Annotated in this window: 12 protein-coding genes; 10 read left to right on the top strand and 2 right to left on the bottom strand. The window is 60.8% G+C overall.

The window, feature by feature from the left end:
• Positions 1–2 precede the first annotated feature (2 nt).
• Positions 3–1457 (bottom strand): circularly permuted type 2 ATP-grasp protein, encoded by a 1455-nt coding sequence (locus ACFSR7_RS18945; RefSeq protein WP_378164230.1) that lies wholly within the window; start codon positions 1455–1457, stop codon positions 3–5.
• 445 nt (positions 1458–1902) lie between these two features.
• Between ACFSR7_RS18945 and ACFSR7_RS18940 the strand changes: the two genes are divergently transcribed.
• Complete coding sequence (locus tag ACFSR7_RS18940) at positions 1903–3765, top strand: ADP-ribosylglycohydrolase family protein (protein ID WP_378164228.1); 1863 nt, start codon at positions 1903–1905, stop codon at positions 3763–3765.
• 21 nt (positions 3766–3786) lie between these two features.
• Here ACFSR7_RS18940 and ACFSR7_RS18935 read toward each other — a convergent pair whose 3' ends face one another.
• Positions 3787–4689 carry a helix-turn-helix transcriptional regulator gene (locus ACFSR7_RS18935; RefSeq protein ID WP_378164226.1) on the bottom strand — a complete coding sequence of 301 codons (903 nt, stop codon included), beginning with the start codon at positions 4687–4689 and terminating at the stop codon, positions 3787–3789.
• 357 nt (positions 4690–5046) lie between these two features.
• Here ACFSR7_RS18935 and ACFSR7_RS18930 point away from each other — a divergent pair, with 357 nt between their 5' ends.
• The 9 genes from ACFSR7_RS18930 (at position 5047) to ACFSR7_RS18890 (ending at position 19346) form a co-directional block, all read left to right on the top strand.
• Positions 5047–5940 (top strand): cation diffusion facilitator family transporter, encoded by an 894-nt coding sequence (locus ACFSR7_RS18930; RefSeq protein WP_378164224.1) that lies wholly within the window; start codon positions 5047–5049, stop codon positions 5938–5940.
• Positions 5941–6198: 258 nt separating this feature from the next.
• Positions 6199–8019 carry a sensor histidine kinase gene (locus ACFSR7_RS18925; protein WP_378164222.1) on the top strand — a complete coding sequence of 607 codons (1821 nt, stop codon included), beginning with the start codon at positions 6199–6201 and terminating at the stop codon, positions 8017–8019.
• Positions 8016–9176 (top strand): response regulator transcription factor, encoded by a 1161-nt coding sequence (locus tag ACFSR7_RS18920; RefSeq protein ID WP_378164220.1) that lies wholly within the window; start codon positions 8016–8018, stop codon positions 9174–9176. The genes ACFSR7_RS18925 and ACFSR7_RS18920 overlap by 4 nt, the downstream gene beginning before the upstream one ends.
• A 194-nt stretch (positions 9177–9370) precedes the next feature.
• Positions 9371–12481, top strand: coding sequence for an S-layer homology domain-containing protein (locus ACFSR7_RS18915; protein WP_378164218.1), 3111 nt, complete (start codon positions 9371–9373; stop codon positions 12479–12481).
• A 28-nt stretch (positions 12482–12509) separates the two neighbouring features.
• Entirely contained in the window at positions 12510–14879 is a 2370-nt protein-coding gene (locus ACFSR7_RS18910) for a hypothetical protein (protein ID WP_378164216.1), read from the top strand.
• A 25-nt stretch (positions 14880–14904) separates the two neighbouring features.
• The gene (locus ACFSR7_RS18905; protein ID WP_378164214.1) at positions 14905–16281 is read left to right on the top strand and encodes an ABC transporter substrate-binding protein; all 1377 of its coding nucleotides are present in this window, start codon (positions 14905–14907) and stop codon (positions 16279–16281) included.
• A gap of 78 nt (positions 16282–16359) precedes the next feature.
• Positions 16360–17232, top strand: coding sequence for a carbohydrate ABC transporter permease (locus ACFSR7_RS18900; RefSeq protein WP_378164212.1), 873 nt, complete (start codon positions 16360–16362; stop codon positions 17230–17232).
• Positions 17233–17252: 20 nt separating this feature from the next.
• On the top strand, positions 17253–18083 hold the full coding sequence (locus ACFSR7_RS18895; protein WP_378164210.1) for a carbohydrate ABC transporter permease: 831 nt from the start codon (positions 17253–17255) through the stop codon (positions 18081–18083).
• A gap of 18 nt (positions 18084–18101) precedes the next feature.
• A complete protein-coding gene (locus ACFSR7_RS18890; protein ID WP_378164208.1) occupies positions 18102–19346 on the top strand; it encodes a Gfo/Idh/MocA family protein in 1245 nt (414 codons plus the stop codon).
• The last annotated feature ends 2 nt before the right edge of the window (positions 19347–19348 follow it).

The raw sequence follows: 19348 nt of genomic DNA, 5'->3' as shown, positions 1-19348 counted from the left end.
GATCAAGCTAATACCCATGTATCCTTGCAGCCGCCCCCCTGGGACGAATTGACAACCAGCGAGCCTTCCTTCATGGCGACGCGGGTGAGCCCGCCGGGCAGCACGTGCACCTGCTTGCCGTTCATGAGCGCGAACACGCGAAGATCGATGTGCCGCGATACGAGCCGTCCGTCCATGCATACAGGCGCGGTGGACAGCTTGATCGTCGGCTGCGCGATATAATTGTCGGGATCGGCGACGATCTTCTGCGCGAAGGCGGCACGCTCCGCCTCGGTCGAGGACGGACCGATCAGCATGCCGTACCCGCCGGACAACGAGGTCTCCTTGACGACCATCTCATCCAGCCGCTTAAGCACATATTCCCTTTCCTCAGGGCGGCTCATCAAATAAGTAGGCACGTTGGAAAGGATCGGTGTCTCGTTCAGATAATAGCGGATCATGTCCGGCACGAAGGTGTAGATCGCCTTGTCGTCGGCGACGCCCGTGCCCGGCGCGTTGGCGATCGCGATATTGCCGAAGCGGTAGGCATTCATCAGTCCGGCGACGCCGAGCATCGAATCCGGCCGGAAGGCGAGCGGGTCGAGAAAATCGTCGTCGATGCGCCTGTACAGCACATCGATCCTCCGTTTGCCGCGGGTGCCGCGCATGTAGATCTTGTGGTCCTCACAGACGAGATCGCGTCCTTCGACCAGCTCGATCCCCATCTGCTGCGCCAGAAACGCATGCTCGAAGTACGCCGAGTTGAAGCTGCCGGGCGTCAGCAGCGCGATGACGGGATCGCTCTTGTCGGTCTGGGCCATGGCGCGCAGGGAGGAGCGGAAAGCGTCCAGGGTACGGTCGATGCCGCGGATGGCGTGGGAGAAGTACAGCTCCGGGAAATCGTGGGTCATGATCGATCGGCTCTTGAAAATGTACGAGAATCCCGAAGGAGAGCGCAAATTGTCCTCCAGCACGAAGTAGTCGCCCTTCTCGTCGCGGATCAGATCGATGCCCGAGGCCGTCACGTAAGCGCCGCCCGGCACGGAGAGACGCATCATCTCGCCTCTGAAGTAGCGGTTGCCGAGCACCATACGCCTGGGGATCAGTCCGTCCTGGAAAATATGCTGCTCGTGGTACACGTCCTTGAGGAACGCGTTCAAAGCGCGCACGCGCTGCGAAACGCCGCGCTCAATCTTCTCCCATTCGGCGCCCGGAATGATGCGCGGCACGAGATCGAACGGAATCGTGCGCTCCAGCGCCTCGGATTGCCCGGGCTGCGACAAGGTGAAGGTGATTCCTTCCTCCAGCAGCCGCCGGTTCATCTGGCGCTGCCTGGCCGCGCGCTCGTCGAGGCTGAGGCGGGAGAGAATGGCTTGAACTTTCTCGTAATGCCCCCTGACCTGTGTTCCCTCGAACATCTCGTCGTAAAACTTGGAGGCGGGAGGCGACAGCGAAGTGATCGCGTTCCATAATTCCATGAACTGCGGCTCCTCTCCGCGCAGATATACGAAGGAGAAGAGCCATTCCTCCCTTCGGGCGGGGATCCGGCGATAGCGGCTGCCTGGTCGGCAACCGTTGTTAAATGAATCATATTCTCTCGCGTATTACATGTCAATATTTTTTACATAAAATAAACAATTTTAACGAATAATCTTACTCAAATATAACTCAAAGCGTTATAAATGAGTGGAATATTTACAACAATGAATATAAAATTGAATAAACCATCCTCCAAATCCGAACATTTACACAGCCACCCCTACTATACATAACACATATATGACGCAATAGGCACAATCACGGGCTGGACCTCTTTCTTTTCCCGTCAAGCAAGCGATGAATCTCATCCATTCCAGCGCAGCTGCCGCCGAGCTATGTTTGATTTGTAACCGAATTCAAAAATGATGCGAGGCGAATGTCCCCATGGAAAAAATCGTGTTGAACGAAAAGGAATACTACGAAAAGGTTTACGGCGGCTGGCTCGGAAAAAATATCGGAGGAACGCTCGGCGTTCCGGTGGAAGGCGTCAAGGAGCTGCTCGCGCTCGATTTTTATCCGGTGCTGCCCGACGAGCCGCTGGAGAACGACGATCTGGACCTGCAGCTCGTCTGGCTGCACGCACTGGAACAATACGGCCCGCATCTGAACGCTCGGCAGCTGGGCCAAGAGTGGCTGGACCACATCTTTTTCCCGTTCGACGAATATGGATACGCGCTGGGCAATCTGCGCAGAGGGCTGCTCCCGCCGGTCGCCGGCCGGCACAACAATCCGTTCGTCGATTGCATGGGCTCGCCGATCCGTTCGGAGATCTGGGCCATGGTGTCGCCGGGCGCCCCGGGACGGGCAGCCGCCTATGCGCGTGAAGATGCGATCGTCGATCACGCGGGCGGCGAAGGCGTGTACGGGGAAATGTTTTTCGCGGCGATCGAGAGCGCCGCCTTCGTGGAGTCGGACCGCGATACACTGATCGCCATCGGGCTGTCCTATATTCCGGCAAGCTGCCGTACCGCGCGGGCCGTGAACGACTTGCTCGGCTGGCATGCGGCTGGCATCGGCTGGCAGGAGGCCCGCGCGCTCGTATTAAAGCATCACGGCAGCGACAACTTTACGGACGCGCCGCAAAATATCGCCTTCACGATACTCGGATGGCTCTATGGGGAGGACTTCGGAGACGCGCTGCTTAAAGCGGTCAACTGCGGATACGATACGGATTGTACCGCCGCCACGCTCGGCGCGATTCTCGGCATCGTCGGAGGCCGGGACAGCCTGCCCGACCGCTGGATCGAACCGGTCGGCCATCGCGTTGTCGTCAGCCCGCCGGTGAACGGATTTTCCGCGCCGTCCGACCTGGACGAGCTGACGCGCCGGACATTGCGCATCGGGCGGCAGGTATTGGCCGCCTGGGAGCTGCCGGTTCGCCTCTCGGCGGTCGAGCCGACGTCCGGCCGGATCGCTCCGTCGCAGGCGCGGCCTCTGCCGCACGATCAGGCGACGAGCGCCAATCTGCACCTGCTGCCGCCAGGCTCGGTCGCCGAAGCCGCTCGCCGGCTGACGATCGAATATGGCGCCGCCGGCCCGTCGATCGGGACCGGCTGCCGCCGCACGATCGAATTCGAATTGGCCAACGATACGCCGACCGCCTGGACGGGCACGGCCGAGCTCCGCCTCCCCGACGGATGGTCCGGGGGAGAATCAAGCGCCCTCTTCGTCGTAGAGCCGGGCGCCAGCGCGTCCTGGACCTGCGAGATCGCGCACGGCGGGGAAGCGATGTCGCACTATTCGCTCGCGCTGCTCCTGCGCAGGCGGCACAACGGTCGAGGCTGGAGCGAAGAGTCGGTCCCCTTCGCGCTCGTCGCCGCACCCGGCTGGACGCTGACAGGTCCGGACGGCCGAACGGCCGACGCGGTTTTCCATGGCAACCTGCTGTCATTCGCGGACGAGCTCGGCACCGAGGCGCCTGGAACCTACGCAGCGACGACGGTCGCCCACATCCCCACGCACCGCAAAGTACGCTGGATCGCCGCCACCGAGGCGCCCGTCACGGTGCGGATCGACGGCGAGACGGTCATCAGCTGCGAGGAGCGGACCGAATACATGCCCGCCTTGCACCGCGCGCTTCAAAGCAAACTCGTCGAGTTGGAGATGGAGCCGGGCGAGCACCGCATCGAGCTGATTGCGACTAAAGGGGAAGCGCCGCTCCAAGTGTTTTTCGTCCCGGCAGCCACCGCGGAGACCCAGGATCCCGGCCCTTACGATCTGATGATCGATATCGTATTCCATCCGTAAGCGGTCCGGCTCATAGGCGCGTCATAACGTCCCTTGTCTCGCGTTGTTCCGGCAAACGGTCGGCGTCTCTCCCGTCAGCTTTTTGAACAATTTGGCGAAATGGTACGGGTCGTCCAGCCCGACATCGGCGGCAATGCGCTGGATCGGCTCCTGCGTCGCTTGCAGCAAATGCTTGGCCTGCTGGATGCGCAGACGCTGGACGTACGCGAAGATCGTCATGCCGCCGTATTTTTTGAAGATGGCGCAAAGATACCGATAGTTCAGGCCCAGCTCGGCCTCCAGCACGCCGCCCGTGAGCGGGCGCCGATAATGGTTATCGAGATGGGAAACAAGCTCGCGGTATGCGATATAAGCCGGGGGCAGCGGACTCTCCTTCCGCTCGCGCCCCAGCAGCTCGCTCGCCAGCTGTTCGAGCATCGCTTCCAGCAGCATGGCCGCACGGAAGCGATAGTAGCCCCGCCCCCGCTCAAGCTCCCGGACAAGCCGCTCGAACAGGCCGAGCAAGGCGTACCGCCCGACGGCCAGCGCCTGCTTCGGCAGCACGAGCGGCTCTTCCGGCACCAGCGCATCGGGGACACGGAGATCGGACAGCCCCTGCGGCTCCGGCTCGCGCGAGGGCTTCGCGGACGTCAGATCGACCGGCGCAAGCGGCGGATCGGCGGAAAATTGGACCCAAAAAAAGCCGCCCTCGGACGCCTCCGGCTTCCAGCCCCGGTGAGACTCCCATGGCGACAGAAGCATGATCTCGCCCGCGCGCAGCACGACTCGCTCCTGCCCGGCCTGCAGATAGATTGGCGCATCCGCGGCTGCGATCAGTTCAAAGTAAGGATTGGCATGCTGCGTCGAGGCAAACTCGGCCGTCTGCCGGTGATAACGCGCCCACTTGACGTCCAGCCTGGTCATACGGGACATGGCGTAATACATGATCGGCGCTCCTCCGGCTCCGCCGCAGCCGATATCGTCTCCGGCCTTGCGCGTCTGCGCAAGGCCTGCTCCTGTCGGAGCGGAGAGACGATCGGCCCGTACGAATCAGTTAAGCCTTATTATAAAGGAGCCTGCTGAGGCGTAAAAGAGGGCAGAACGCGAGGGGTGACGATTCGGCCGTATGCCGTGAACGGGTTGTCGATGAGAAGCCGCCCGGGCCAGAGACGGCTTTTCCTTTTTCGCTTCGGATTCTCCTGCGCCTGCCCTGCGGTAAATTTCCCCTTTTTCCGTATTAGGAATCCCCCGCGGCGCTATGATAGAATATCGAAACAATGATTGGCAAAAGGAGCCATCGCCTTGACCTCTAAAGCAAACGCAGGGCTGCTGTCCATCTGGATCAGTCTTGTCAGCAACATCGCGCTCACCATTCTCAAGATCGTCGTCGGCCTGCTGTTCGCAAGTCCGGTGCTCGTGGCCGACGGCATTCACAACGCCGGCGACATCATCGCCACCGTGGCTGCGCTGACGTCGTCCATGGTATCCAAGAAGCCGGCGGACGACGAGCATCCTTACGGCCACGGCAAAGCCGAGGTCGTCGCTTCCGCGCTCGTCGCCATCATCCTGGCGATCGCCGCGCTATGGATCGGGTACCATGCCATTCTGACGCTCCGAGAACCGCCCGAGAGCGAGAGCTTGCTGCCGCTGGCCGCCGCCGTCGTCTCTCTTGTCTGGAAGCAGGTCCTGTACGTATACACGATCCGGGTCGGCCGGGCCATCAACAGCAAGAGCGTACTCGCCACCGCCTACGACCATCTGGCCGACGTGTACGCCTCGCTAGCCGCGGTAATCGGGATCGGCTTGGCTTATATCGGCGAGCGGCTCGACTGGTCCTGGGCCGCATACGGCGATCCAGTAGCGGGCATCGTCGTATCGCTGCTCGTGCTCAAGCTCGCCTACGAGATGGGCACCGACGCCATCGACATCCTGATGGAACGCAACGTAACGCCTGCGAAGCTCGCACAGTACGAGAAGCTGATCGCCAGCGAGCCCGAGATCAAGCGGATAGACCGCGTTCGCGCCCGCGAGCACGGACACTATATCATCGTCGACGTCCGCGTCGGCATCCCGAGCCAATATACGATTCAGCAAGGCCACGACATCGGCCGCGCGCTCAAGCGCTGTATTATGGACAGCGATCCCGACGTCGTCGAGGTGCTCGTACATATGAACCCCTGGAACGAGGGCGAATAAACCGTTCAAAATGAAAAGTACGGCCCCGCAGAAGCTCAAGGGGCCGTACTTTTTCATACGCCGCTACAAGCTCACTTGTTGCGCCTGCAGCCCCAAGCCTGCGACTTTAGCCGTCTCTCCTTTTACTAATCACTCATTGCGCCCATGGCAAGACTCTCCCCTCGACCAAAAACACCCGAAAAACATTGCGATAATATTCGTCTCCTATAATAAAGCCGGCTGACCGCCAGCATTTAATACGAATACGGGGAGAACGCCATGAACTGGAGACACGGAATACGCTCCCTCTTCGCCAGCTGGAAGCTGCTGCTCTTCATCCTGATCTCGTTGTTTCTGCTGTTTCTGACTTCATTGCAAGGCTATATCGTCAGCAGGCAGTCCACCAGGACGATCGAAGATCAGTACGCCCGGCTGATCGCCGAAAATATGGATTCGGTATCGGTCAACTTGTCCAACTACCTGAATTATATCGACGACTTCGCCCGGACGCTGTCGAATCATCCGGCGCTGATCGAATCGCTTCAGTCCGGCGCAAAGTCGCAAACGGAGAGACAGCTGAGCGCGTTCGCGGAATATTATCACCTCCGGCTGCCCGTCAACATTCAAGTGTTCGACAGCCGACAGCGCGTCTACGCCTATCCTGCGGTGAACACGGAAGAGGAACAGCGGCTCCTTCGCACCGTATCCGACTTCCCCTGGTTCGAAAACCGCGTCGCTCTCGACAACAACTTTCTTCATTGGAACGTTTCTTCCGATTATCATATCGCCTCGCACGCCGAAGCCGCCCTGTACGTCAGCAAAAACATCATTCTAAACAACCGTTCGCTCGGCCTGCTCGTGATCGAGCTGAACGGCACGCTCATCGAGCGGATGCTGGATCGGGCGCAAATCAATCCCGACAATCCGATATTCCTGTTCTCCGGCGACGAGGAGACGACGCTCTTTCACAGCGAGCGGCTGGCAGGCGATATCGCGGACTGGTCCTCCTCCCTTCTCGCTATCTACCGGACGATCAAGGATACCCGCACGGACGAAGGAGCCGCCGATATCCGGCTATCGGGACGATCGTATCGCCTGCTGTATATGCAGGTCGCCTCGACGCCCTGGACGATGGCCTCGCTCCTCCCGCCCAACGCACTCCATGCGAGCAGCGTCAGCACGTGGCGCATCACGGCGCTCACGACGGGCGTCTCGATCCTTTTCATCGCGGTCTTCTTCGCCGTTCTGCACCGGAAGGTGACGATGCCGATCCGCCGGCTGTCCCGCATCGTCGAGGATTCGAACGGCGAAGGCATGCAGCCGGACAGCTACCGCTACAACGGCTTCAAGGAGATCGAGACACTGAACAGCGGCATTTACCGGTTTCTCGGTAAAATTCAGGAGCAGGTCGAGACGATCAGGCGCGGCGAGACGGAAAAACGGATGCTGGAGCTGCAGAGACTGCAGGAGCAGATGCGCCCCCACTTCTGGCACAACTCGCTGAACGCGCTGCGGTTCATGGCGATGCTGCGCGGCGACCCTACGATGGCCGAGGCGCTCCTTTCCCTGACGAGGATGCTCGACTATACGCTGCGCAATACCGACGTGCTGTACAGCACGCTGGAGGAAGAGATCGAATACGCGATGAGCTTCGTCAAGTTCCAGGAGATCCGCGCGATGCGAACGTATCGCGTCGAGCTGGACGTCGACGCGGATGCGCTCCGTGCGGAGATCCCGAAGTTTACGGTCCAACCGCTCGTAGAAAATGCAATCGTACACGGATTTGCAGCGCCGTTCGACGGAGAGCCGCTGCTGCGGATCGAGGCGAGCGCACGCGGAGGAGATCTTGCGCTACTCCTCGCGGACAACGGCAAAGGCATCGGTCCCGCAATGCTCTCCGAGACCCGCGGCACGGGACGGCGAGGCGGGCGCCGGGCGCCGGGCGGGCTTAGTCTCGCCAATCTGCAGCAACGGCTCCGGCTGGAGTACGGTTCGCCTTACGGCCTTGAGATCGACAGCGCGCTTGGCGGATACACAAAAGTAAAGCTCGTCCTGCCCTATCGGCCGGCCGAGCAGAAGATGGAGGGAATGCCGTCATGAAAGTCATGATCGCCGAAGACGAAATTCTGGTCAGGCTCGGCCTGCGCAAAACGATTCCATGGTCCAAGCTCGGCATGGATCTCGTCTGCGAGGCGCAGGACGGGGAAGAAGCCTACGAGCAATTCAAGCGCCACCTTCCCGATATCGTGCTCGTCGACATCGAGATGCCGAAGATGGACGGCCTTCAGTTCGTACGCTACGCCAAAGGAAAACGGGCGGATGCCCGGTTCATCGTGCTGACATGCCATCAGGACATGAAGTACATGCGGGAAGCGATCCAGCTTCAGGTGCACGACTTCATCCTGAAGTCCACGCTGGACATGGACGAGCTCTGCGGGATCCTGCGAAGTCTGGCGCTCGACCTGGCACGGGAACAGGAGGCCGCCGCCGCGCTCGCGGGACGGACGGCGATCGAGGCGCCCGCTCCGGATGCGGCTTCTGCGCGGGAAACGACGGAGCGCGCCTTTTACGGCGCACCGGCCGGATCGGGCGACCCGGCGCCGCTCGAGGTGCTGCCGGAGGCGGTACTGAAGCTGCGCAAGCCGCTGGCCGCCAGCCTGGAGTCGCTGCGCTTCGCCGACGCCAGGCGGCAGCTTGAGGGGCTGGAGCAAGCGCTCCGCGAGCCGCCGCGCGCGCATCCCCACATCGTCAAAAACATGATGACCGAGCTCTTGTTCCGCTCCTGGTCCGCCTGCGACGAGCTGCTCGCCGGCCAACAGGCGGCGGATCATCTTCTCGTCGACCGGATCTATGCGTCCGAGCGGCTGGAGGACGCCGCAGAGCTGCTGGCTGCGGAGCTGGAACGGCTGGAACAAGCGCTCGCGCTGACGAATTCGGCCGGCGACAAAGCCAAGATCGTCCTTCTGATCAAGCAATATATCAAGACCCATCTGGACCGCGACATCACGCTTGCGGAGATCGCGAGCGCCTTTTACATCAACAGCAGTTACTTAAGCAGACTGTTCAAGGAAGTCAGCAGCATGAGCTTCACCGAGTTCGTCGTGCACGAGAAAACGGAGCAAGCCATCGTCATGATGAGAAACGGGAAGAGCCTGACTGAAATCTCCGACAAACTCGGCTATCTGAACCTGAGCTCGTTCACCCGCATGTTCAAAAAAGCGCGCGGCGCCTCTCCCTCCCGTTACCTCAAAGGATAAATGAAAAGGCATGTCCGGATAAAAGGCACGCTTTTCCTTAACCCCCCGTTGACATTCGCCTTACAGGCGCTTGATGCGCGGCGATCGGCCGCGCGCCGAAGATAAACGACCTCGTCATATGCTGTAGTCCTCGAAAGGCGCCCCGCCTCCTATGATGAAGATAGCAAAATATCATCAATGCGGGAGGAATGGATATGACAGTCGGCAATACCGCCGCGCGGCCGGTTCGCCGTCTCGCGGCAGCGGCCCTCGCGGTCGCCCTGATCGGGGCGGGACCGCTGGGCTCCGCGCTGGCAAGCCCTGCGCAAGCCTCCGACATCAAGGGCAACTGGGCGGAGAGTACGCTGGAAAGCTGGGCGCAAAGCGGTCTGCTGAAAGGGAACGCGAGCGGCAAGCTGGAGCCGAATCGTCCGGTCACCCGGGCGGAATGGATGGCGCTGGCGAATCGGGCCCTCGGCTATGCCGATGCGGGCGAGGCGAGCTTCTCCGACTTGTCCCCGGCGAATTGGGAATACAACGATATCAGAATCGCGGTCAAGGCCGGTTATATCTCGGGTTACGAAGACGGTACGATCCGCAGCAAAAAAACGGTCAGCCGACAGGAAGCGGCGGTCATGCTCGCCCGCATCTTCAGGCTCGATACCGCCTCGGGCGCGAGCGTCGCGCTCCCGTTCACGGACAAGGCGTCCATCGCCAGCTGGAGCCGCGGCGCCGTAGGCGCCCTCGTCAAGCTTCATCTCATCGGCGGCTATACCGACGGCTCGTTCAAGCCGCTCGCCTCCCTTACCCGCGCGGAAGCGGTTGTCCTGCTGGAAAAAGCCAGGAATGGTAAAGGATCGAACGACGGTTCAAACCCGGGCGGTTCGACGCCGGGGAACGGCGAATCGACGACAGGCGGCTCGGGCAACGACGGCGGATCGAATGGCAATGGATCGAACGGCAACGGATCGAACGGCAACGGATCGAACGGCGGCAATAACCCAGGCGTCGAGCCGCTTCTGACGTTCCCCGTCGTGAGCGATACGCACGTCGGGATCGAGGATGTCTCCGTGGACGCCGCCGCCAAGTTCGAGCAGGCGCTTCAGGTATACCGGTCGCTCGGCAGCTACGACGCGCTCGTCGTTGACGGCGACATGACGGATGCGGGCACGATCGCCCAATACGACAGCGCGATGCGCATCCTGGACGCCAACAAGCTTAAAGGCGCCAAGCCGATCATCGTCCCCGGCAATCACGAGTACTATGCGGCGGGCGACGAGCTCGGCGGCGACAAGTACGCCGCGGCCAAACGCTTTTACGAGAAGACCGGCATGGACGCGGAGGGCTATGCCGCGGAGAACGTCGACAAGGCCACTGAAAATGCCGGTGTCTTTTACGACACGTGGGTCAAGGGCTATCACTTCATCGTCGTCGACCACGACCGGAGCGCGATGTCGGACGCCAAGTACGCTTGGCTCAAAAAGGAGATCGCGACGGACGAGAAGGGAAATCCGGCGGACGCCAAAAAGCCGGTCTTCGTCCTGATGCATTACCCGTACAAAAACACCACGTACGGCAGCGAAGGCGCGGGATGGAACAATCCGTCCGAGTACGCCAAGCTAAAAACCGTCATGGCCGCCTATCCGAACGCCATGCTCTTTACCGGCCACACGCATTATACGCTGGATCATCCGAACACGATCAATGCGGACGACGGGTTCATCCGCGTCAACGACGGCTCCACCGCCTTCGTTCAGGCCGGCGGCTACAGCAATGACAGCGATCTTTATCTGGACAAGACCGTATCCCAAGGCTTGCTGGTCAAGGTCTACAACGACAAGGTCGTCATCGAACGAAGAGAACTGGACAAACAGGGCGCGGTCATCGGCACGCCTTACGCGATCGATCTGGCCTCGCCGGTTCAGTCCGCGCGGAAATATTCGACGGATACGGCTGCGCCCGCGTTTGCCGCCGGCGCCAAGCTGAATGTCTCTGCTGTCGGCGCCTCCTCCGCCACGCTGACCTGGCCCAAGGCGACGGACGACACCAAGGTGGATTCGTATATCGTCACGGTGAACGGCAAGCTCATCGGCGCGCCGTCGGTCATCTCGCCGTACGACGAGACCTCGACCCACACGTTCGCGGCCAAGGGACTGAAGCCGAACACCGACTACACGGTATCCGTCAAGGCGCTGGACGCGTACGGGAAGGAATCCGCGTCGATCGTCTCCACGTTCAAGACGACAAGCGCAGGAACCGGATATGACGCAAGCGCCCCGGACGTGCTGAATATCGACTTTACGAACGTAGCCGGCACGACCGTCAAGGACGGCACGCTGAACAAAAACGATGCCGTACTGGAGAACCGCGCCAAGGTGCAAAGCGATTCCCTGTTCAGCAAGCAGGCGCTCGTACTGGACGGCGCCGGTTCGAGAGGCAAGCCGAGCTCGGTGGCGCGGGTCGGATACAACAGCAGCCTGTTCACGCAGGATGCCTTGACCGTCGAAACCGCCGTCTCGATCTCGTCGGACAGCAATCTGTCCAGCGACGAATACCACATCCTGGGCACGTATGAGGATGGCGGCTACGCCCTCTACTATTCGGCCGAGGACCACAAATTCGTGTTCGATACCCAGAACTCGAAGGACCCGGCGGAATCAAGCGCGATGACCGATGTCAAAGGCAAGCTCGTCTATCTCACCGCCGTCTACGAAGGCGACGCGGCGCACGACTATGCCGGCGGCACGATCAAGCTCTATGTCAACGGGACGGCCGCTGGCAGCAACGCGACTTCGGGGCCGCTGCCGATCAACGAGAACAACGACCTGATCATCGGCGGCGATGTCGAGGCGTACGGCGACGTAATCCACTACTTCGAGGGCACGATCGGCGAGGTCAAGATCTACTCCCGCGCGCTCGGCGCAAGCGAGATCGCGGCTCACTACCAGGCGTTCCTTAAAACGCTGCCGATCGGAACCGTCAAGTTCTACGACACGACCGACGCCTCGGTGCCGCAGGCACTCCGGGAGTATGCGCAGGTGCTGGCCGGCACGAAGTCGGTCGACTATACTTACGGCTTCCAGACATCCGCGTTGGCCGTGGCCGGAACAAGCGGCAGCATCAACCTTTTCGACGCAGCCGGATTGATGTGGACAGCCTCCGGCACGACGCTGAAGCGGTTCGACGTGTACGCGACGGACGCGGGCTCGGCTAAGACCTATGCCGAGGGCAAGTACTTCAAGGGTACGATCCGGGCGCTGCTGGCTTCCGATCGCGAGCTATGGGTGCTGACGGACCAAGGCGTCTCCAGCATTCGATACCAATAAACATTTAACCGACAGGAGGATGGATCCGTTGCGCGTGAAAAAGTACGCCGGAAGCTTAAAAGCCATTCCCGCAGTTCTGCTGTTCGCCCTGGTCTCTCCGCTGCAGGCGCTCGCCGGCAGCGGCGGCCCGCCGCCGACCGCCGCCTACACGGCTGCAGTCATCGGCGATACGTATCAGAAGCAGATGGATTATTACAGCTTGAACGAGTTCAATACGACGACCGACTTGAACGACACGCAGCGGGTAGCCGTACTGAGCGGCCTCGACGCCTCTCTCGCGATTCCCGATCAACTCGAGATCGTCCAGGCGATCGGCGCGGACAACGTGACCGCGTTCGCCCGGGAAGGCGACACGCTATGGATCGGCACGAAAAAAGGATTGCAGCGGATCAACGTCAAGGAAACCGACAACCGGGACTACGTGCAATACTTGGCCGGCCCCCGCTATCTGTATGGCGGCGACGATCAGGTCGCCGGCTTGTATGCGGACGGCGACCACGGCGTCTGGGTGCGCAACGGCAAGGGCATCGTGCATATCCGAATGACGATGCGTTCGCTCAAGGACAAGGCGGATACGTACGAGCAGCTCACCAAAGCGGTGAACGACCGCTTCGGCATGATCGGCGAGGACGTCGCATTCAGCCGCAGCGGCCAGGCGTATACCGGCTCTCCGACGACCAACGACAACGACGGCTTGTGGACGAGCGAGTACGCGATCGGCGAGATCTACCGGTATTTGACCGCCAAGCAGCTGGGCGACGCAGCCGAGACGGCTGCGGCCAAGGCGGATGCGACGCGCGCGGCGAAGGCCGTCATGCTGCTCGCGCAAGTATCCGGACGCGGCGACGGCTTCATCGCCCGCTCCTATATCATGGAAGGCGATGCGCAGCCGAACGGCTTGTGGTTCAAGAAGTCGTCGGTGAACGGCGCCGTGTACGGCATCGCCGTCGACACGTCGGACGCCCAGAAGAAAGACACGCTTGAAATTACCGATCCGGCGCTCGTCGCGGAAGCCAAGAACGCGTACCTGGCGGCCACGGGCCGCACCTACGAAGCCGACTACGGCGCGAAGGGCATTTTCCCTGTCCTCAAGAGCAAGAGCGACGGCAGCGTCGCCTGGCGGCTGACGTCGCCGATCGTCGAAGATGTCGACCCGGCGCTCGCCGAGCTGTACGGCGGCAGCCAGAACGACTATAAGGTCATCTACAAGGCGGACACGTCCTCCGACGAAGTGAACGGACAAATGGCCCTGCTCTACTTCGCCGCGAACTACCTGTTCGACGGCACCGGCGCAGAGGACGCTCATCTGAAGGAGCTGGCGATCAAGTTCGCCGACCGGATCGTCAAGGGCATCGTGACGCACGGCTTCGCGATGATCGACGCGACCCGCAATCCGACGACCTGGGCGCGGTGGAACGCGACTTATTTCGCTCCGCAGATCGACTATACCGTCAACACGGAAGGCGTACCGCCCGGCGAGTACGAAGGCGGATACGAGAGCGACGTCAACGCGGACGAGATCGTGAGCTTCGTCAAGACGGCGATCTATCTGACCTCGCTCGATCCGCAGCGTTATAGCGAAGACAACGCGCTGTTCCGCGAAGTATACCGCAAGCTGTGGGAGCCGCGCACCGACGGCGGCAGCTACGACAACAACGATGCCAGCTACTCCGACGCGACAAGCGGCATCGGCTACGTAGACATCATGAAGCAGTATATCGAGCGCAAGAAAAACGTGCTGTCGAGCGACTTCGACGATTATCCGGACATCAACAGCGCCATCCATGCGAGCGGGAACTGGAGATTGGCCGTCAATTTCTCCGACGAGAATCTGTTCGCGATCGCCTACCTCCCGCTCATCGATATCGAGATGAACGAGGATCCGAACTCCGAGCGGGTGGCGACGCTGCGCGGCGTGTTCGATCAATGGTGGGCGAACATGAAGGACGAGGACAATCCCTTCTACATCTATCTGTACCAGAAGACGTATCCGGAGCGGACGGACGCGGAGCTGGATACGGCCGCATGGGCCCTCTCCCGCATGCCGCAGCAGCAAGTCAATTTCCCGGTCAACAACAGCATGCGCGCCGATGCGCTCCTCGTCCAGTACTTCAACTATCGCGACTATACGAAGATCAGCGGGGACCGCAAAGGCGTCGTCTCGACGAACCGTCCGCTGCCGCCGGACGAGCGGCATGTTCACAAGTTCAATACGAGTCCGTTCGCGGCTTTCTCCAACTACACCAACGCGACCGTACTGAATACCGATTACGTCGACTATACCAAAGTGCAATACAATTCAGTCAGCTACACCTCCGGCTCGATGCTGAGCGGCACGTGGTTCCTGCTCCCATACTGGATGGGACGCTACCACGGCATGCTGGAGCAACAACAATAAGCAGATAAGGGGCGACAACAGAACCATGCACAGCAATCAACGCAAGGCGCTGGCGCTGCTGCTGGCCGCAAGCCTCGCGCTGCTGTCCGCTTGCGGCAGCAACGACGCGAACGGCTCGAACGGCGCAGGCAGCGCCAGCGCAAGCGGCGGACCCGCTTCGGCTTCGTCCGCTTCGGCCGGCGCGAGCGCAGGAGAGAAGACCAAGCTCGTTTTCTGGAACACGTCCTATCCGACGATCGACGAGAACGACAAGACGAAGAAAAAAGAAGACTTCTACATCTACAAAGCGATCGCGCGTTATGAGGCCGCCAACCCGAACGTCGAGATCGTCATCCAGGACATTCCCGACGGCACGAACGCGATGACGAAATTCCAGACGGCGGGCATCGCGAACAACGGTCCCGACGTGACCAATCTTTGGTCAGGCAACTATACGATGGACTTGAAATCGTTCATTCAGCCGCTGAACGACTACCTGAAGCCGTCCGATATCGACGCGATGACGGGCTGGAACGCCGTTACCGAGAACTTCGCGGATACGGGCACGATCTACGGCGTTCCCGACGGCAGCGACGGCACGATCGGCATTTTGTACAACAAGAAGCTGTTCGCGGCCGCGGGCCTCGATCCGGCGCAGAACCCTCCGGCCACCTACGACGACTTCGTCGCGATGCTGCAGAAGCTGAAGGACAGCGGCGTCACGCCGATCGGCTCCGAGCAGGACGGCGACTTCGTCTACTTCCTCGACTACTGGCTCGCCCAGACGGTCGGCACGTCCGGCATCAACGATATCGTCAACGGCAAGACGAACTTCAACAACCCGAAGCTGCTCCAGGTTATGCAAGGCTATGTCCAGCTTTACAAGAACGGCTTCGTCACTAACGACCAGCCGCAGACGCAATTCTATAACCGCAAAGTCGCACTGATCTTCGGCGGCTACGGCTACCTGAACGACGCCCGCGCCGCGCTCGGCGACGATCTGGGCATGATGAAAATCCCGAACTTCAGCAGCGATGTCCTTGTGAAGAACGGAGGCATCGGAGGCACGGGCGCCGACTTCGTCGTCTCGAAGTCGTCCAAGCATCCGGAGGAAGCGGTGAAGTTTATCCTCTTCCTCGTCAGCAAGGAAGAGCAGATCGCGCGGTTCAAGGACGGCTACGGCAAGCTGCTGAACCTGAAGAACGTCGACCCGGGCGAATTCACGAATGACCCGTACGTCGTCAAACAACAGGAGTGGGCCGGCGAACCGTCGACCATCTTCTGGCCGGACAACATCTACCCGTCGGAGCTGTCCGATTATATCAGCTCGATGAACGAGCTTGTCGTCAAGCAGCAGCTGGACGTCCGCGATTTTCTCGCCAAGCTTGACCAGAAGCGGGACGAGATCAACAAACAAAGATAGGCTTGCCACCCTCTCTGCCCAGGCCTTCATTCCTTTCCGTGAAGGCCTCATTTTTTTATAAAGCGAGGCTTGCCGCCGATGCACTTCCGCACCAAAGAGTCCATGACCGGCTACCTGTCGCTGCTGCCGGCTTTTGCGGCGCTGGCCGCGATCGTGTTTTATCCGATGGTCAATACGTTCTACCACAGCTTCACGAAGTGGAACGGAGCCGAGTCTCACGGGATCGGCTTGCGCAATTACACGCTTATTTTCACAAACGGCGAGCTGTGGACGCTGCTGCGGAACAACGCCTTTTTCCTGCTGTCGATTCCCGGCATTCTGCTCTTGTCGCTCGTCGTCTCCGTCTTGCTGTTCGAGGAAGTCCGCGGCTGGCGCTTTTTCCGCTCGCTCTATTATATTCCGACGATTCTGTCGTCCGTCGTCGTCGGCATGCTGATGAAAATGATGTTCGCCCAATCCGGCGTCGTCAATCAGCTCCTGCATGCGCTCGGGCTGACCGACGGCAAGACGGAATGGCTGACCCAGGTGCCTACCGCCTTTATGGTGCTCATCTTCTGCTTTTATTGGCAAACGCTCGGACAAGGCGCGCTCATTTTCTTATCCGGCCTGTCCGCCATCTCGCACGAGATCTTTGAATCGGCCGATCTGGACGGAGCCGGCTGGTGGCAGCGTCTGTTCCACATCACGATACCGTCGCTCGTGCCGACCATCGTTTATTTTACCGTGACCAACGCGATCTACTGCTTCATCGGCCTCTTCTCGCTCGTTTATGCCGTCACGCAAGGCGGCCCCGGACGCGAGACGACGCCGATCGATTACATGATTTATATCAAGGCGTTTCAAACGCCCGACCAACTGGGCTATGCCAGCGCGCTGTCGATCGTGCTGTTCGCCATCGCGCTATTGGCGTCATGGGTGCAAATCCGGTTGTCGAACCGTTATCAAGACTAGCCAGACAGGAGCGGTTAGCGATGACCAGCCGAAGAGCTTTACCCGTTCGAATGATTGTATACGCCGTTCTCGTCGCGATCGCGATCGTCGACTTTTATCCGATCGTCTACATGGCCGTGAACAGCTCGCGGACCTCGGTCGACTTTTTCCAAAATCCCGGCGGGCTGCCCGACGCATGGCACCTCGACAACTTCAAAGCGCTGTACTACCGGTTCGACGTGCTGCGTCTGTTCGGCAATACGCTGCTGGACGCGCTGCTTGCGTTCGCCGTGACGATCGCGCTGTCCGTTCCCGCCTCCTTCGCCTTCGCGAAGCTGCGGTTCCCCTGCCGGTCCGGCCTGTACATGGTCGTCATCGCTACGATGGCGATACCTGGCATCACGTTCGTCATCCCGAACTTCCTGCTCATGTCCCGTCTCGGCCTCGTCGACCATCCGGGATCGGTCATCCTCATTTGGGCCGTGACCGCCGTCCCCTCGAACATCTTCCTGCTTGTCGCGCTCATGCGCGGCATTCCGAACGAAGTGCTGGAGGCGGGCAAAATCGACGGCATCTCCTACGTCCAGACGCTCGCGCGGATCGTGATGCCGCTGTCGGTTCCCGGAATCGTCACGCTGGCCATCTTCAATACGACAGGCTGGTGGAACGATCTGTTCACGCCGCTCATCTTCCTGCAGTCCGACGATCTGAAGACGATGACGGTCGCGGTGGCCACGATTCTGAAGCGGTTCGACACGGACTACCCGCTGCTGCTCGCCGGGCTGTTCATGACCTCGATCCCGCCGATCGCCATCTATGTCGCGCTGCAGAGTCACATTAAAAAAGGACTCGTCATCGGGTCCGTCAAATAAGGAATGGAGGCTGTAACGATGGATACGAAGCCATTGCGCCTGGGCATCGTGGGCGGCAACCGGGGAGGAAGATTCAAGGCGACGATCGAAGCGTTGTCGCACCTCGTCCGGCTGTCCGCCATCTGCGATCTGCGGGAAGACGCGGTGCGCCTGTGGCAGGCCGAATATCCCGGACTGACGGGGTATACGGATTACGACCGGCTGCTGGACGATCCGGATATCGACGCCGTATTGCTCGCGAGTCCGATGCTGCTGCACGCCCGACAGGCGGTTCGGGCTTTGCGGGCGGGGAAGCACGTGCTGAGCGAAGTCACCGCCGCGCACACGCTGGAAGACGCGTGGGAGCTGGTCGAGACGGTAGATTCGACCGGATTGACGTACATGATGTCCGAAAATTATTGCTTCGAGCGCGCCGGCATGACGGTCCAGCGCATGGCGGAGGCCGGCGCCTTCGGAGAAATCACGTACCTGGAGGGCGGGTACATTCACGATCTGCGGCATGCCGTTCATACGGAGGACGGCTCGCTGACCTGGCGGGGCGAGCTGCACCGCGATTACGACGGGCTGAATTACCCGACGCACTCGATCGGCCCGCTCGCCAAGTGGCTGTGGCTCGGACGCGAAGGCGGGGACAGGCTCGCCAGCCTATCCGCCTTCACCTCGAATTCGCGCGCGCTGCAGCACTACTTTCGCAACAAGTTCGGCGCCGGTCATCCGGCTGCGCAGGACGGCTACTGGAAACAAGGCGACTCGGCCGTCGCCCACCTGACGACGGAAGCCGGCGTGATCATCGCCCTTCGGGTCGACTGGACGTCGCCTCGCCCGCATAATATGCATAGCTACTCGCTGCAAGGCACGAAGGGCGCTTACGTATCCCGCCGCCACGACGACGAGGACGACCTCGTCTGGCTCGACGGCCGCTCCCCGATGCGGACGCCCCCTTGGGGCGGCTCGCCGGAGGGCGTATGGGAGCCGCTCGGCAGCTATGCGACCGAGTTCGATCCGCCCGCCTGGGCCCGTCTCGACCGCGAAGCCGCCGAGAGCGGCCGCGCTGGCCACGGCGGCTCCAACCATCTCGCGCTGGAAGAATTCGCCCTGGCCATCCGGGACCGCCGGCCGCCGCTCATCGACGTGTATGACGCCGTCGAATGGAGCGCCATCTTCCCGTTGTCCGCGCAGTCCCGCGCCAAAGGCGGCGAGCCGGTGGCGATGCCCGACTTTCGCAAGTTTTGCAAGCACAACAATCTGACGAGGAGACCGTAACG

Source organism: Cohnella sp. GCM10020058, from assembly GCF_042683485.1.
GTDB lineage: Bacteria > Bacillota > Bacilli > Paenibacillales > Paenibacillaceae > Cohnella.
Note: the sequence above shows the minus strand (reverse complement) of the source record. Positions and strands in the feature narration are given on the sequence as shown.